Source organism: Rhodococcus jostii RHA1 (genome assembly GCF_000014565.1).
In the GTDB taxonomy this organism is placed as follows: Bacteria; Actinomycetota; Actinomycetes; order Mycobacteriales; family Mycobacteriaceae; genus Rhodococcus_F; species Rhodococcus_F jostii_A.
The window spans coordinates 1,206,477-1,221,065 of sequence record NC_008268.1 but is presented as its reverse complement, the minus strand read 5'-3'; the positions used below and the strand labels follow the sequence as shown (position 1 = coordinate 1,221,065).

Genomic DNA, 14,589 nt, shown 5'->3' with positions numbered 1-14,589 from the left:
GCCGTGGGGCGGCGGAAGGTGTTCGATAAGATCACGGGCATGACAGGTGTCACCGAGTTCGTTCGCGTCCCGCATCCCGCCCTCACCTCCGACGAGGTACGGCGAGAGATACTGGCGGCGCCCGGATTCGGCCGGTACTTCACGGACCACATGGTGTCGATCACGTACTCCACGGAGCTCGGCTGGCACGACGCCAAGGTGGAACCGTACGGGCCGCTCCAGCTCGACCCCGCCGCGATGGTGCTGCACTACGGGCAGGCCATCTTCGAGGGGCTGAAGGCGTACCGGCAGCCCGACGGCGGTATCTCGACGTTCCGCCTCGAGGCGAACGCCGAACGACTCGCGACGTCGGCTCGCCGTCTCGCGATGCCGGAGCTGCCGGAGGAGTTGTTCGTCAAGTCGATCACCGAACTGCTCGAGCTGGACCACGAATGGGTGCCCGCCGCCGGCGGCGAGGACGCGCTGTACCTCCGCCCGTTCATGTTCTCCACCGAGGCCGGTCTCGGGGTGCGTCCGGCAGACGAGTACCGCTACCTGCTGATCGCCTCGCCCGCCGGCGCCTACTTCCCGCGTGGAGTGAAGCCGGTCAGCGTGTGGCTGTCGACGGAGTACGTGCGCGCCGCGCCCGGTGGCACCGGCGCCGCCAAGTTCGCGGGCAACTACGCGGCGTCGCTTCTCGCGCAGGCGCAGGCCGCCGACGAGGGTTGCGACCAGGTGGTGTGGCTCGACGCGATCGAGCGGTCGTACGTGGAGGAGATGGGCGGCATGAACCTCTTCTTCGTGTTCGGCTCCGGTTCCGACGCCCGGCTCGTGACGCCGTCCCTGTCCGGTTCGCTGCTGCCGGGTATCACCCGCAACTCGCTGCTGACCCTCGCGACCGACGCCGGTTTCGCGGTGGAGGAGCGTCGGATCAGCACCGACGAATGGCGCACCAAGACCAAGTCGGGCGAGATCACCGAGGTGTTCGCGTGCGGTACGGCGGCGGTCATCACGCCCGTCGGCCGGGTCAAGTCGGCCGAGGGTGAGTTCACGATCGCCGACGGCGAGCCCGGCGAGGTCACCATGGCCCTGCGCGACACTTTGACCGGCATTCAGCGGGGAACGTTCGCCGACACACACGGGTGGATGACCAAACTGCGCTGAGCTCGGTTCCGGCGGTCGCTCAGAAGGTGAGACCGATTGCCGCGACGGTGACGGTGATCTCGAGCGCGGCGCCGAGTACGTCGCCGTTCAGGCCGGCGAAACGCCGGACGCAGTGGGCCACCAGCAACGCGGTGAGCGTCAGCGCGACCACTACGACGACCGGTCCCTGCCACCACGGCAAGGTGCACCACGCGGCCGCCGCGAGGAGCGGAACGGTCCAGGCGATACCGGTCCACGGGGACTGGGTTTCGGCGACCAGTGCGCCGAAGCCTTCCGTCGACGACGCGGGAATTCCGCGCTGGCAGGCGAAGACGACCGCCACCCGCCCGGCCGCCACGGCGACGGCGGCGCACGCGAATTGTCCTGCGGCGGCGAGAGATCCGAACGCCAGTCCCTGAGCGCCCAGGCAGATCACCAGGGCGCACACCCCGAACGGGCCCGCGCCGCCGCTGTGCATCACGGCCCGCGCCCGCTCCGGAGGCCCGTAACAGCCGAGCCCGTCGACGGTGTCGGACAGACCGTCGATGTGCATGCCCCGGGTGGCGAGGGCGTGGGCACCCACCGTCATCAGGCCGGCGAGGGCGGGGTCGAGACCGGCGGACACGAGTGCCCACAGCAGCCCCGCGGCCAGGACTCCCAGCGCGATCCCCGTCACCGGCGCCGCCCGGATCGCGCGGCGACCCGACACGCGGTCCACTGAATCCGGTCCGCGCAGGGGGAGGACCGTCAGCCAGGAGAACGCGAGCAGCACCCCCGACACGGTCAGCCCGCGGTATCGGCGGCGGAGCCGGTCTCGGTGCCGTCGCCGTCCTCGGCGCCGCGGGTGCTGACGCCGGCCTCCGCGAACGTCGCCATCTCCGCGAGCGTCGCGACGGCGCCCTGCAGGATCGGCAGCGCGGCGACGGCGCCGGACCCCTCACCGAGCCGCATGTCCAGTTCGAGGAGGGGATCGAGTTGCAGATGCTTCAGCGCGATCGTGTGCGCCGGTTCCGTGGAACGGTGACCGGCAAGCCACCACGCGCGGGCGCCGTGTGCGAGTTCCTCCGCGACCATGGCGGCCGCGGTCACGACGACGCCGTCGAGAATCACCGGGGTCTTGCGGACGGAGGCCTGGGCGAGGAAGCCGGCCATCGCGGCGAGGTCGGCGCCCGACACCGTCCGCAGGAGCGCCACCGTGTCCCGGACCACCGGCCGGGCGCGGCGCATCGCGTCGCGAATCGCTGCGGTCTTCCGGATCCAGCCGGCGTCGTCGACACCGGTGCCCCGGCCGACCGCCGCCACCGGTTCGGTGTCCGTCAGCGCGGCGATGAGAACGGTGGCCGGTGTGGTGTTGCCGATTCCCATGTCGCCGGCGATCAACAGGTCTGCACCGGAATCGATTTCGGAGTCGGCGATGGAACGTCCGGCCTCGATGGCCTGCAGTGTCTGCTCGTGGGTGAGCGCGTCCTCGCGGTCGATCGCCCCCGACGAGCGGCGAATCTTGAACGCGGAGACCGACGGATCCGTGTCGCCGTCCACGGACAGGTCGACGACGCGCACGCTTGCGCCCGCCCGGTTCGCGAGGGCGTTGACGGCTGCCCCGCCGCCGACGAAGTTGGCGACCATCTGGGCCGTCACCTCGGGCGGATACGCCGAGACGCCGGTCCGGGCCACCCCGTGGTCACCGGCGAACACCACCACCCGCGCCCGCGCGAAGGGGACGGGCGGGCAGACTCCCTGGCAGGCCGCTGCCCAGCACGCGAGCGTCTCGAGGCGTCCGAGCGAGCCGGCCGGTTTGGTGAGCTGCAACTGACGGGCTTCGGCCTGTGCGCGCACCCCTTCGTCGGGTGGGGTGACGGGTTCGAACCGACCGGGGTCGGTGCTCACGGACTCGCTGGTCACGCTTGGCCTCTCGTTCGAGTGGACACTTCTGCCCCGCACGACTCGCGTGCGGGATCATCTTTCAAGATCATGGTCAGCCCGGCGACGACGAGGACGACACGATCGCAGACCTGGGCGAGTCGCGCGTTGAGGGCGCCGATCTCGTCGCGGAACAGGCGACCGGACCGGGTCTCGGGGATGACCCCGAGACCCACCTCGGGAGTCACCAGCACGAGTGCGCCGCGGTAGTCGCGGACGCTCGCGACGAGTTCGTCGGTGCGTGGGGTGATGGTGCCCCGCGGCGAGTCCCAGGCTGCGGCGCCGTCGAGTTCGACGGTGAGCCAGGTGCCGAGATCGTCGACGAGGGTGGCCGAAGCCTCGGTGGGGGAACGCAGCTGGCCGGCGAGGTCGAGCCGGTGCGCGGTTTCCACGGTGAGCCAGCTGGCGGGGCGCCGATCGCGGTGCTGAGCGATGCGGTGTTCCCAGTCGTGGTCGTCGGGGTCGCGGTGGCTGGTGGCGACGTAGCGCACCCGGCCCGCACCGGCCAGGGCCTGGGTCAGTTCCTCGGCGTGAGCGGATTTTCCGGAGCGTGCACCGCCGAGCACCAGCGTTCGCGACGTCGGGTTCGGACGGCTCGGGCGGTCCGGGGAATCGGCGGTGGGCACGGTGGGAAACGCTACCAACCGACCGGAGTGGCAGTATTTTGACGAAGAACGTCAATTCCGCCACTGTTGGCGGGAAGTGAATGGGCGGAAAATTTCAGCCATGACCGAATTCCTCGTCCTCGTTGCACTTCTCCTCGTGCTGCATGCGGCCGTGACGTATGCCGGTCGGCACCTGGGATCACTCCCGCCGCGACTGCGGAAAAGCTACCGCGACAACTTCTTCCGACCGGCCGATCCCATGACCGACCTGTCGTACGACCGCGACGCCGAACTGGGGCGGCTGCTCGCCGAGACGCACCGCGCGCCGCACAACTGACCGTCAGATGGCGTCGCCGGGGCGCACCCGTGGCTTGGGGGCCCGCAGCTTGCGGATCTGCGACGCACGCACGAACGCGTACCACCCGAGCTTGAAACCGCCGTCGGGGGTGTCCGGGAAACGCTCCCGCACCTGATTGTTGATCTTGCGGCCCAGCCAGACGCCCTCGATGGCCATGAACATCATCATGATGAGCATGGCGAGCGTCACGATGGCCTGCAGCGCCGGGCTGACGAACATGGCCATGATGAGAACCAGGGCCAGCGGCATGAACAGGCCGACCAGGTTGCGCCGGGCGTCCACGATGTCGCGGACGTACGCGCGGACCGGGCCCTTGTCGCGGGGGAGGAGGTACTTGTCCTCGCCGGCGAGCATGCGGGCGCGTCGCTCGGCGGCGGTGGCGCGTCGCTCCGCCGCGGCGACCTTGCGCTCTTCCTTGCTGCCGCGGGTGGCCTTCTTACGGGCGCGTGCCTCTTTCGCCGTCAGGGGTGCGGGCGCGACCGGTCCGCGACGCCTCGCCTCGGCGTCGCGTCGCTTGGGGGTAGGGCGGCCCTTGCCTGCCTGTTCGGCGGACTCCGCCTCCGGGGCCGTGGACGACTCGGCGACCTCGACGTCCCGCTTGTCTGAATTGTCCGAATCACCGCGGCGTAGCAATTTCACCCTTCCAGAGTATGGGAAGACGCCACCGGGAGGAAAACCGCCCTCACATCGAAATGCCGGGTCGCGCCCGTCGCCATACACTTCGCCGATGCGAGTGATGATCGCACCGGACTCCTTCGGTGAAACGCTGACCGCCGTCGAGGCGACCGCTGCGATCGCGGCGGGATGGTCGGCCGTGCGCCCGGACGACCAGCTGATCGAGGCGCCGCAGTCCGACGGCGGCCCCGGATTCGTGGACGTGATCGCCGCAGCAGGCGGCACCGTCCGGACCGCGGTCGTGGAAGGGCCGCTCGGCGCCGACGTCACCGCCCGCTGGCTCCTCGACGGCACCGACGCCTACCTCGAATCCGCCCAGGCCTGCGGACTCGGACTGCTGGGCGGACCGCCGACGCCCCGCACCGCCCGCGACGCGCACAGCCGAGGCGTCGGCCAACTCGTCGTGGCGGCCCTCGACGCCGGAGCGCGCAGAATCGTCGTCGGCCTCGGCGGCAGCAGCTGCACCGACGGCGGCCGTGGCGTCGTCGAAGCCCTCGCGCAGGGCTTCGGGAGCGCGGACGCCGCCGTCGCCCGCCTACGTTCGGTGGAACTGGTCGCCGCGTCCGACGTCGAGCACCCGCTGCTCGGCGAGCACGGCGCCGCCCGCGTGTTCGGACCGCAGAAGGGTGCCGACCCCGACACCGTCGCCTTCCTGGAGGACAGGAACGCCGCGTGGGCGGGGCAACTGCAGCGGGTGACGGCCCGGGAGGTCGCCGCCGAGGCCGGTGCCGGCGCCGCCGGTGGCATCGGCGCCGCGCTGCTCGCCCTCGGCGCGACCCGCGAATCCGGTGCTCACGTGGTCGCTCAGCGCACCCGGCAGGACCGCCAACTCGCCTCCGCCCAGCTCGTGATCACCGGGGAAGGCCGCCTCGACCAGCAGTCGCTGCGCGGGAAACTCGTGATCGCGCTCGCCGCTGCCGCCCGCCGGCGGTCGATTGCGACGCTCGTCCTGGCCGGGCAGGTACTCCTCGACGCCGCGGACCTCGACAGCGCGGGCATCGACGACGCACTGTCCCTGGTCGATCACGCGGGATCGGTCGAACTCGCGATGTCGGACGCATACGCGCAGCTGAGAGACCTCGCCGCGGCCGCGGCCCGGGGTTGGGAAGGTGTGGCCGCAGGGTAGTAACCCGAATCCGTGGCGTCGGATACCATGGACGTGGATCGATCTGCGGAGGCTGCCGCAGGGAATGGAACCCGGGAATAAGTCGGGCGCGGAGTACCGTTGAAGCGTTCACGGGTTTGTTACGAACTACAGGGAGAGCCCATGACTGTGCAGAACGAGACCGCCGTCCACGGCGTCAAGATGACCGAAGCCGCGTCCGCCAAGGCGAAGGCGCTGCTCGATCAGGAAGGTCGTGACGACCTCGCACTGCGTATCGCCGTGCAACCCGGCGGCTGCGCAGGACTGCGTTACCAGCTGTTCTTCGACGACCGGAACCTGGACGGCGACCTGATCGTGGACTTCGGCGGCGTCGCCCTCGCGGTGGACCGGATGAGCGCGCCGTACGTCGAGGGTGCCTCGATCGACTTCGTCGACACCATCGAGAAGCAGGGTTTCACCATCGACAACCCCAACGCGACCGGTTCGTGCGCCTGCGGCGACTCCTTCAACTGAGTCCCGGGCCGAAGTACAACTGAATCGACAAGTCTGACGCGGCGCCGACCGGCTGCCGCGTCAGACTTTTTTTCGTGCCCGATCTCCACGTACCCGGGTCCCGTGCTGCCGACCGATCATGGTGGTACTCCGGGGTACGGTGAGAAATCCCGACCGAACTCATCGAAAGGCATCCGCCCGTGACAATTGCGGTAACCGGTTCCATCGCCACCGACCACCTGATGCGGTTTCCGGGCCGGTTCGCCGAGCAACTGCTCGCCGATCAGCTCAGCCACATCTCGTTGAGCTTCCTGGTCGACGACCTCGTAGTCCGGCGCGGGGGAGTGGGCGGCAACATCGCCTACGCCATGGGCGTGCTCGGTGGATCTCCGCTGCTGGTCGGGGCTGTCGGAGCCGACTTCGCGGACTACCGCCGGTGGCTCGAGAGCAACGGTGTCGACTGCACCGCCGTCCGGATCTCGACCACCGCGCACACCGCGCGTTTCGTGTGCACCACCGACGAGGACATGGCGCAGATCGCGTCGTTCTACCCCGGTGCGATGAGTGAGGCCCGCGAGATCCAGCTGTCGGGGATCGGGCAGGACGCCGAACCGCTCGAACTGGTCCTCATCGGCGCCAACGACCCCGAGGCGATGATCCGCCACACCGAGGAATGCCGCCGGCAGGGCATCCCGTTCGCCGCCGACCCGTCGCAGCAACTCGCCCGACTGAACGGCGAGGAGGCGTCGGCGCTGATCCGCGGCGCGAAGTACCTGTTCACGAACGAGTACGAATGGGGACTGCTACAGCAGAAGACCGGACTGTCCGAGGAGGAGATCCGCGCTCAGGTCGGCGTCCGCGTCACGACGCTCGGTTCCAAGGGCGTCGAGATCGTCGACTCCGAGGGCAACTGGACCCGGGTCGCCGTCGTCCCCGAGAAGGCGAAGGTAGACCCGACCGGTGTCGGTGACGGATTCCGGGCCGGATTCCTCCTCGCGCACAGCGCGGGCCTGAGTTTCGAGCGCTCCGCACAGCTGGGGTCGCTGGTGGCCGTGCTCGTGCTGGAGACCGTCGGAACCCAGGAATGGACGTTCGACCGCGACGAGGCCGTCAAGCGCCTCGCGGACGCCTACGGCTCCACCGCGGCCGACGAGATCGCTGCCCTCCTGCCGTAACAGGCGGCTCCGCCGCCCGTGAGTGGTTGACGAGTCCCTGGACTCCTCAACCACTCACGGGCGCGAAGCGCCTACAGCGAGACCGGGTACGCCGGCTCGGCGATCTCCGGAACGATGCGGTTCTCGACGAAGATGCCGTGCCAGACCATGAAGATCAGCACGGTCCACAGGCGACGGCTGTGGTCGGACACCCCGTCCCGGTGGTCGTTCAGCATCTTCGTGATCGCGGCCTTGTCGAGCAGGTGATCGGTGCCCGACGCCGCGATCTGCTCGTGTGCCCAATCGAACAATTCCGTGCCGCGCAGCCAGTGCCGCAGCGGCACCGGGAAGCCCAGCTTCGCCCGATGGAGCACGTGCCCCGGGACGATGCCCTCCAGCGCCTGACGCAGCGCGTACTTGGTGGTGCTCTTGGTGATCTTCTGATCCAACGGCACCTGCGACGCCACCTTGAAGACCTCGGGATCGAGGAACGGCACCCGCAGTTCGAGCGAGTTCGCCATCGTCATCTTGTCGGCCTTGACGAGGATGTCGCCGCGCAACCACGTGAACAGGTCCAGGTGCTGCATCCGGGCCACCGGATCCCACCCCTGCGACTGCGCGTAGATCGGGTCGGTGACGTCGCGGTGCGTCCACTCCGGCCGGAAGTCGCGCAGGACGGCGCGCAGCTGTGCGTCGTTGAAGCTGCGCGCGTTGCCGTAGTACCGCTCTTCCAGGGTCAGTGAACCGCGGTTGAGCAGGCTCTTTCCCCGGGTGCCCTCGGGGATGCGCTCGGACAGCTTCCCTGCGGCCCGCCGCAGTCCCTTGGGCAGGTACTCGAACGGCTTCAGCGAAATCGGCTCGCGGTAGATGGTGTACCCGCCGAACAGCTCGTCGGCGCCCTCACCGGACAGCACGACCTTGACGTGCTTGCGCGCTTCCTTGGCCACGAACCACAGCGGAACCAGCGCGGGATCGGCGACCGGGTCGTCGAGGTACCACACGATCTCGGGGATGGCGGCGGCGAACTCGGACGGGCTCACCACCTTCACCACGTGGCGCGCGCCGATCGCTTCGGCGGATTCGGCTGCGACGTCGACCTCGGAGTAGCCCTCGCGCTCGAAACCGGTGGTGAACGTGATCAGGTTCGGGTTGTGGCGCATCGCGAGCGCCGCGATGGCCGTCGAGTCGATGCCACCCGACAGGAAGGACCCGACCGTGACGTCGGCGCGCATGTGCTTGGCGACCGAATCCTCGAGTGCCTCGGCGATCTCGCGGTATCGGGCCTGGTCGGTGCCCGCGGCGAACGGACGCACCGGGAAGGTGGGCGCGAAATAGCGGGTGATCACGGGTTCTTCGCCCGGGCGCACGCGGGCGAAGCAACCGGACTCGAGGCGGCGGATCTGCTTGTGGAGGGTTTCCGGCTCCGGCACGTACTGCAGGACGGTGTAGTGCTCGACGGCCCGCGGATCGAGTTCGGTGCCGATACCGATCAGGCTCGCCAGCTCCAGCAGGCTCTTCTTCTCGCTACCGAACGCGGTGCCGCCGGTGCCCGTGGCCAGGAAGAGCGGCTTTATCCCGAACGGATCGCGCGCGATGAACAGCTCCCGCGTCTCCGTGTCCCAGATCGCAAACGCGAACATGCCGCGCAGACGACGGACGGCGTCTTCGCCCCAGTAGTGGAACGCGGCGACGATGGACTCGCTGTCGCCCTCTGTGACGAACTGCGCACCGAACTGCTCGGCGAGTTCGGCGCGAACCTCGAGGTAGTTGTAGATCTCGCCGTTGAAGGTGAGCGCGTAGCGTTCCGGATTCTCCGCCGGACCCCACCGCAACGGCTGGTGGGAGTGTTCGATGTCGATGATCGACAGCCGATTGAACCCGAAGACCAGATGGTCGTCGTGCCAGGTCCCGTGCTCGTCCGGCCCACGGTGCCGCAGGCAGTGCATCGCCTGGTCGACCTGTGAGACGGCGTTGTCGCTGGTTTCTCCAGAGGTCAGTAGCCCGAGCAGTCCGCACACAGCGTCCGGTACCTCAATTCAGAATCTTGGAAGGCTCCACGAGGTGGAGTGGTCAGGGATCTCTGCCGGAAAGTATGCCGCAGATTCCCGGAGCGGCCGGTTCGGGCCGCCGGTGACGGTGCCCCGGCTCGAACAGCGGCACCGGCAGCGACACGTCGCCCGACCCGAGGATGGAGAGCCGCCGCCTTTGGTCTACGCTGCGTAGTAATTGGGCCTTCCCATCGGGTGTGCCCTAGTGGAATTTGCGGCGATCAGGAAGGCGTGAACGTGGCGCAAGGTCGGATCCTTCGGCGGGCAGGGTTGGCAGTATCTTTGGGCATTGCTGCCTTGCTGCTGTCGGGTTGTTCAATCGACAACGAGGTGCTTCGTTTCGGGTGGCCTTCGGGCGTAACCCCGCAGGCGCACCGCATGCGTGAACTGTGGACCTGGTCGGTCATCGCCGCCCTCGTCATGGGTGTGCTGGTGTGGGGACTCACCTTCTGGGCGGTGATCTTCCACCGTAAGAAGAAGGACTCACCCGAGTTCCCGCGGCAGACGGCATACAACGTGCCGCTCGAGCTGGCGTACACCGCGGTTCCGTTCGTCATCATCGCCGTGCTGTTCTACTTCACGGTGATCGTGCAGAACCATGTCCTCGAGAAGGAGGACAACCCCAACGTGGTGGTGGATGTCACTGCGTACCAGTGGAACTGGAAGTTCGGCTACCGCTCCATCGACCTCGGCGAGGGTGGCGGCAAGTATGACGGCGTCGATCAGGAAGCGCAGGCTGCGGTCGAGTCCGCACCGGCGTCCGAGGCGAAGGCCGAGGGTGAGCACGCCCAGCCCGGTCCGATCCACGGCAAGACCCCCCAGGACCTGTCCTACCTGCACTACGACAAGATCGAGACGATCGGCTCGAGCAACGAGATCCCGATCCTCGTTCTGCCGACCGGCAAGCGGATCCAGTTCGAACTGGCCTCGGCCGACGTCATCCACGCCTTCTGGGTGCCGGAGTTCCTGTTCAAGCGCGACGTGAACCCGAACCCGAAGGAGAACCACTCCGACAACGTCTTCCAGATCAGTGAGATCGAGAAGGAAGGTGCCTTCGTCGGGCGCTGCGCCGAGATGTGCGGCACGTTCCACGCGATGATGAACTTCGAGGTTCGCGCCGTGAGCCCCGACAAGTTCGCGCAGTACATCGAGCTGCGCAAGCCGGCGAGCGAAGGCGGCCGGGATCTGACCACGGCGGAGGCTCTGCAGGCCATCGGCGAGTCCCCGGTTGCGACGTCGACGTCTCCCTTCACCACCGATCGCGGCTACAAGCAGGCGAGCGGTGTCGAAGGTAACTGAACCTGCTGCTGATACCTCACTGACCAAGGACAAGTGCTGATATGAAGATCGAAGCCAAGCTCTTCGAGATCCTGACGGTATTCTTCATTCTCGTCGCGATCGTCTACGGCGTCTTCACCGCCGTTTCACGAACCGGTATCGAGTGGGCGGGTCTGACGGGCATCTGCCTGTCGGCGGGACTGACGCTGATCATCGGAACGTACTTCCGGTTCGTCGCCCGTCGCCTCGACACCCGTCCCGAGGACTACGAGGACGCGGAGATCGCCGATGGTGCAGGCGACCTGGGCTTCTTCAGCCCCGGTAGCTACTGGCCGATCCTGCTTGCCGCTTCTGCTGCCTTCGTCGCAGTCGCGATGGCGTTCTTCCAGCCGTGGATGATCGTGGTCGCCGTGGTTGCCGTGCTCGCGGCCGCAGCGGGTCTCGTCTTCGAGTACTACGTCGGGCCCGAGAAGCACTAGTTCCACCCATATTCGAACAGCGGAGGCGCCGAATCCCGGTGGGATTCGGCGCCTCCTCTTTGTCGTCCCTAACGGGCCGGGCCGGCCGCCGCGGCGAGGAGTGCCGACGCCTGATCGGATGCGAGTCGCACCGCCTCGGGGAACACCTGCAACCCATGTGAGACCAGTGCCCCTTCGTGGAGCAGCATGACAGTGCGTGCGAGTGTCTCCGGGTCGCGCACCGACGCGTCCCGGCACACGCCGGTGAACAGGTCGAGCATCCACCGCTTCTGGCCGACGATGACCGCGTACGCCGGATGTGCCGGGTCGCTGATCTCCGCGTGCGCATTGACCATGCTGCACCCCTTCGCGCTGTTCTCCGCGGTCCACTCCCGGGATGCGTCGAAGATCGCGGTCAGGCGCCGTCCGGGGGAGTCACCGGCGGTGTCGAGGTGGCCGGCGAGAAACGCCCGCCACCGCTCGTCCCGGTCGGCGAGGTACTCGACCACGATCTGTTCCTTCGAACCGAAACGGTCGTAGAGCGTCTTCTTCGTGACACCGGCCTCGGCGGCGATGAGATCCACGCCGACCGCGTGGATTCCCCGCTCGTAGAAGAGGCGGCCGGCCGCGTCCAGCGCCCGCCTCGCTCCCGGTGTGAGCACGACGCGTCGCGGTGACGGTACAGATTCCATGACAAAAGTATACAGATCGGTATAGGTTAGGGAGGTATACCGATCTGTTTACTTGGGTGGTGGTCAGACGTGAATGCGCTTCTCGCCGTGATGTTCGTCCTGTGCTGGAGCTCCGGCTTCATCGGGGCCAAACTCGGTGCCGGGGACGCGGCCCCTCTGACCGTACTGACCTGGCGGTTCCTGCCACTCGCCATCGCACTCGCCCTGGCGGCCGCGCTGTTCGGACGAGCACGGTGGCGGGGACTCGGGTCCCGTGCACTCGGTCGTCAGGTGACGGTCGGCGCGCTGTCGCAGACCGGATATCTGCTGACCGTCTACCAGGCGATCGGGCTCGGCGTCTCGACCGGCACCACGGCACTGATCGACGGCACCCAGCCCCTGGTCGTCGCCGTGCTGGCCGGCCCGCTGCTGGGTCAGTACGTCGCGCCCAAGCAATGGTGGGGGCTGCTGCTCGGACTGGCGGGGGTCGTGATCGTCACCGCAGGCGACGCCACCGCTGCGTCCGGCGTGTCCTGGTGGGCGTACCTCGTGCCCTTCGCCGGGATGCTGTCGCTGGTGGCCGCGACCTTCCTGGAGAGTCGCTCACCGACCGACAGCGACCCCGTCGTGTCCATGACCGTGCACTGCGCGACCAGCGCCGTGCTCTTCACCGCCCTCGCCGCGTGCGCCGGACAGGTGTCGCCGCCGCCGGCGGCGGCGTTCTGGTGGTCGGTGGCCTGGCTGATCGCCCTGTCCACGTTCGGCGGCTACGGCCTGTACTGGCTCGTGCTGCGACGGAGCGGCGTCACCCGGGTCAATGCCCTGATGTTCCTGATGGCACCGGTGACGGCGATCTGGGGGGCCGTGATGTTCGGCGAGCCGTTCGGGATCCTCACCGCGCTCGGTCTTCTCCTGGGACTCGGGGCGGTCGCGCTCGTGTTCCGCGCGCAACCGCGGGGGAGGGGAGCGGGCACGACGCCCACAGACGAGCAGAGCCCCGAACCGGAAGTGGTTCGGGGCTCTGCTCGAGTGCGGAGGCGAGGCTAGTGGGCCTCGCCGTTGCCGGACGATCCGTTGCCGGATGCCGACGAACCGTTGCCGTGGGCGCGGTCCTGGTACTCCCGCAGCATCGTGAGCTGCTCGTGCTCGCCGTGGTGCAGGGCGTGCTCGAGCGCCAGGCTCTCCTCGACCGGGTCGGCGGTGACGAGGCTGCCGGAACCGGGCTTGCCGGCGGAACCGAGCTTGTTCATCTTCTTCGGGACGGTCGCACCCTGGTACTCGAGCGGGATCGGGTGACCGTGGTCGTCGACCGGGCCGAGCGGCTGGTGGATCTCGATGTACTGACCGTTCGGCATCCGCTTGATGATGCCGGTCTCGATGCCGTGCTCGAGAACCTCACGGTCGCTGCGCTGGAGACCCAGGCAGAACCGGTAGGCCACGAAGAAGGCGATCGGAGGCAGCAACACCATGCCGATGCGGCCGATCCACGTCATCGCGTTCAGCGAGATGCTCAGGTGGTACGCGATGATGTCGTTGATGCAGGAGATCGTCAGGACGGCGTAGAACGCAATCGCCATCGCACCGATCGCGGTACGCACCGGAACGTCACGCGGACGCTGCAGCAGGTTGTGGTGAGCGTCGTCCTTGGTCAGACGCTTCTCGATCCACGGGTAGGCGATCAGCACCGTGAACACCAGACCCATGATCAACGCGACGGCGAACACCGACGGAATGGTGTAGCGGTCGAACAGGTAGATGTCCCACGCCGGCCACAGGCGGGCCAGGCCGTCCGTCCACATCATGTAGATGTCGGGCTGCGAACCTGCCGACACCTGCGACGGGTTGTAGGGGCCGATGGTCCAGACCGGGTTGATCTGCAGCACGCCACCCATCACGGCGAGCACACCGAACGTGATCGCGAAGAACGCACCCGACTTGACGGCGAACACCGGGAGGATGCGCACACCCACGACGTTGTTCTCCGTGCGGCCGGGGCCGGGGAACTGCGTGTGCTTCTGGTACCAGACGAGCGCGAGGTGACCGGCGATCAGGGCGAGGATGATGCCCGGGAACAGCAGGACGTGCGCGACGTACAGGCGGGGGATGATCAGGTCGCCGGGGAAGTCGCCGCCGAAGATCAGCCAGTGCATCCAGGTGCCTGCGATCGGGATGCTCAGCGTGATGCCGGAGAACGCGGCGCGCAGGCCCGTGCCGGACAGCAGGTCGTCGGGGATCGTGTAGCCGAAGAATCCCTCGAACATCGCCAGGATCAGCAGCAGGCAGCCGATGACCCAGTTGGCCTCACGCGGACGCCGGAAGGCGCCGGTGAAGAAGATGCGCATCAGGTGCACGACGATCGACGCCGCGAACATCAGCGCGGCCCAGTGGTGGATCTGACGGACGAACAGACCGCCGCGGACCTCGAACGAGATGTTCAGCGTGGTCTCGTACGCGCGGGACATCGTGACGCCGCGCAGCGGCTCGTACGCACCGTTGTAGACGACGTGCGCCATCGACGGATCGAAGAACAGGGTCAGGTAGACACCGGAGATCAGCAGGATGACGAAGCTGTACAGCGCGATCTCGCCGAGCAGGAACGACCAGTGGGTGGGGAAGACCTTGTTGATCTGCCGCCGCATTCCCGCTGCGAGGTGGTAGCGCGAGTCCATCGCTTCGGCCTGGCCGGTGGCCATCGCGCTCAGT

Annotated in this window: 15 protein-coding genes; 8 read left to right on the top strand and 7 right to left on the bottom strand. The window is 68.0% G+C overall.

Features of this window, described 5'->3' with window-relative positions; genetic code table 11:
* Positions 1-39 precede the first annotated feature (39 nt).
* Positions 40-1,143, top strand: a complete 1,104-nt coding sequence (locus RHA1_RS05540; RefSeq protein WP_029537317.1) for a branched-chain amino acid aminotransferase — start codon at positions 40-42, stop codon at positions 1,141-1,143.
* Between the two features lie 19 nt (positions 1,144-1,162).
* Here the strand turns inward: RHA1_RS05540 and RHA1_RS05535 are convergent, their stop codons facing one another.
* Genes RHA1_RS05535 through cobU form a run of 3 tightly spaced genes read right to left on the bottom strand, consistent with a single transcriptional unit; the run spans position 1,163 to position 3,668 of the window.
* A complete protein-coding gene (locus RHA1_RS05535; protein WP_011594262.1) occupies positions 1,163-1,903 on the bottom strand; it encodes an adenosylcobinamide-GDP ribazoletransferase in 741 nt (246 codons plus the stop codon).
* Positions 1,904-1,905: 2 nt separating this feature from the next.
* Positions 1,906-3,024 (bottom strand): nicotinate-nucleotide--dimethylbenzimidazole phosphoribosyltransferase, encoded by a 1,119-nt coding sequence (gene cobT, locus RHA1_RS05530; RefSeq protein ID WP_011594261.1) that lies wholly within the window; start codon positions 3,022-3,024, stop codon positions 1,906-1,908.
* A complete protein-coding gene (gene cobU, locus RHA1_RS05525) occupies positions 3,021-3,668 on the bottom strand; it encodes a bifunctional adenosylcobinamide kinase/adenosylcobinamide-phosphate guanylyltransferase (RefSeq protein ID WP_011594260.1) in 648 nt (215 codons plus the stop codon). Before cobU ends, cobT begins: the two co-directional genes overlap by 4 nt.
* A gap of 100 nt (positions 3,669-3,768) precedes the next feature.
* Between cobU and RHA1_RS05520 the strand changes: the two genes are divergently transcribed.
* On the top strand, positions 3,769-3,984 hold the full coding sequence (locus RHA1_RS05520) for a hypothetical protein (RefSeq protein WP_009473787.1): 216 nt from the start codon (positions 3,769-3,771) through the stop codon (positions 3,982-3,984).
* Positions 3,985-3,987: 3 nt separating this feature from the next.
* Here RHA1_RS05520 and RHA1_RS05515 read toward each other — a convergent pair whose 3' ends face one another.
* Positions 3,988-4,644 (bottom strand): DUF3043 domain-containing protein, encoded by a 657-nt coding sequence (locus RHA1_RS05515; protein WP_009473786.1) that lies wholly within the window; start codon positions 4,642-4,644, stop codon positions 3,988-3,990.
* Between the two features lie 88 nt (positions 4,645-4,732).
* Here RHA1_RS05515 and RHA1_RS05510 point away from each other — a divergent pair, with 88 nt between their 5' ends.
* The 3 genes from RHA1_RS05510 to RHA1_RS05500 all read left to right on the top strand — a co-directional run bounded on the left by RHA1_RS05510 (position 4,733) and on the right by RHA1_RS05500 (position 7,452).
* Positions 4,733-5,806, top strand: a complete 1,074-nt coding sequence (locus RHA1_RS05510; RefSeq protein WP_011594257.1) for a glycerate kinase family protein — start codon at positions 4,733-4,735, stop codon at positions 5,804-5,806.
* A 141-nt stretch (positions 5,807-5,947) separates the two neighbouring features.
* On the top strand, positions 5,948-6,298 hold the full coding sequence (locus RHA1_RS05505; RefSeq protein ID WP_005247725.1) for an iron-sulfur cluster assembly accessory protein: 351 nt from the start codon (positions 5,948-5,950) through the stop codon (positions 6,296-6,298).
* A gap of 179 nt (positions 6,299-6,477) precedes the next feature.
* The gene (locus RHA1_RS05500) at positions 6,478-7,452 is read left to right on the top strand and encodes a carbohydrate kinase family protein (RefSeq protein WP_009473784.1); all 975 of its coding nucleotides are present in this window, start codon (positions 6,478-6,480) and stop codon (positions 7,450-7,452) included.
* A 71-nt stretch (positions 7,453-7,523) separates the two neighbouring features.
* Here RHA1_RS05500 and asnB read toward each other — a convergent pair whose 3' ends face one another.
* Positions 7,524-9,449, bottom strand: a complete 1,926-nt coding sequence (gene asnB / locus RHA1_RS05495; protein WP_011594256.1) for an asparagine synthase (glutamine-hydrolyzing) — start codon at positions 9,447-9,449, stop codon at positions 7,524-7,526.
* 261 nt (positions 9,450-9,710) lie between these two features.
* Here asnB and ctaC point away from each other — a divergent pair, with 261 nt between their 5' ends.
* Both ctaC and RHA1_RS05485 read left to right on the top strand, forming a co-directional pair.
* A complete protein-coding gene (ctaC, locus tag RHA1_RS05490; protein ID WP_011594255.1) occupies positions 9,711-10,778 on the top strand; it encodes an aa3-type cytochrome oxidase subunit II in 1,068 nt (355 codons plus the stop codon).
* 41 nt (positions 10,779-10,819) lie between these two features.
* Entirely contained in the window at positions 10,820-11,236 is a 417-nt protein-coding gene (locus tag RHA1_RS05485; RefSeq protein WP_009473781.1) for a cytochrome c oxidase subunit 4, read from the top strand.
* Positions 11,237-11,304: 68 nt separating this feature from the next.
* Here the strand turns inward: RHA1_RS05485 and RHA1_RS05480 are convergent, their stop codons facing one another.
* Positions 11,305-11,907, bottom strand: coding sequence for a TetR/AcrR family transcriptional regulator (locus tag RHA1_RS05480; protein ID WP_011594254.1), 603 nt, complete (start codon positions 11,905-11,907; stop codon positions 11,305-11,307).
* 69 nt (positions 11,908-11,976) lie between these two features.
* On the opposite strand from RHA1_RS05480, the gene RHA1_RS05475 reads away from it, so the two are divergent.
* On the top strand, positions 11,977-12,933 hold the full coding sequence (locus tag RHA1_RS05475) for a DMT family transporter (protein ID WP_011594253.1): 957 nt from the start codon (positions 11,977-11,979) through the stop codon (positions 12,931-12,933).
* On the opposite strand, the gene qcrB is transcribed toward RHA1_RS05475, so the two are convergent.
* On the bottom strand, positions 12,930-14,579 hold the full coding sequence (gene qcrB, locus RHA1_RS05470; protein WP_050787461.1) for a cytochrome bc1 complex cytochrome b subunit: 1,650 nt from the start codon (positions 14,577-14,579) through the stop codon (positions 12,930-12,932). The two genes, RHA1_RS05475 and qcrB, sit on opposite strands and share 4 nt — an antisense overlap.
* Positions 14,580-14,589 lie beyond the last annotated feature (10 nt).

Coding starts and splice junctions, on each gene's coding strand:
- RHA1_RS05505 (WP_005247725.1), top strand. CDS start 5,948: ATGACTGTGCAGAACGAGACCGCCGTCCACGGCGTCAAGATGACCGAA.
- RHA1_RS05510 (WP_011594257.1), top strand. CDS start 4,733: ATGCGAGTGATGATCGCACCGGACTCCTTCGGTGAAACGCTGACCGCC.
- RHA1_RS05485 (WP_009473781.1), top strand. CDS start 10,820: ATGAAGATCGAAGCCAAGCTCTTCGAGATCCTGACGGTATTCTTCATT.
- RHA1_RS05540 (WP_029537317.1), top strand. CDS start 40: ATGACAGGTGTCACCGAGTTCGTTCGCGTCCCGCATCCCGCCCTCACC.
- qcrB (WP_050787461.1), bottom strand. CDS start 14,579: ATGGCCACCGGCCAGGCCGAAGCGATGGACTCGCGCTACCACCTCGCA.
- RHA1_RS05520 (WP_009473787.1), top strand. CDS start 3,769: ATGACCGAATTCCTCGTCCTCGTTGCACTTCTCCTCGTGCTGCATGCG.
- RHA1_RS05480 (WP_011594254.1), bottom strand. CDS start 11,907: ATGGAATCTGTACCGTCACCGCGACGCGTCGTGCTCACACCGGGAGCG.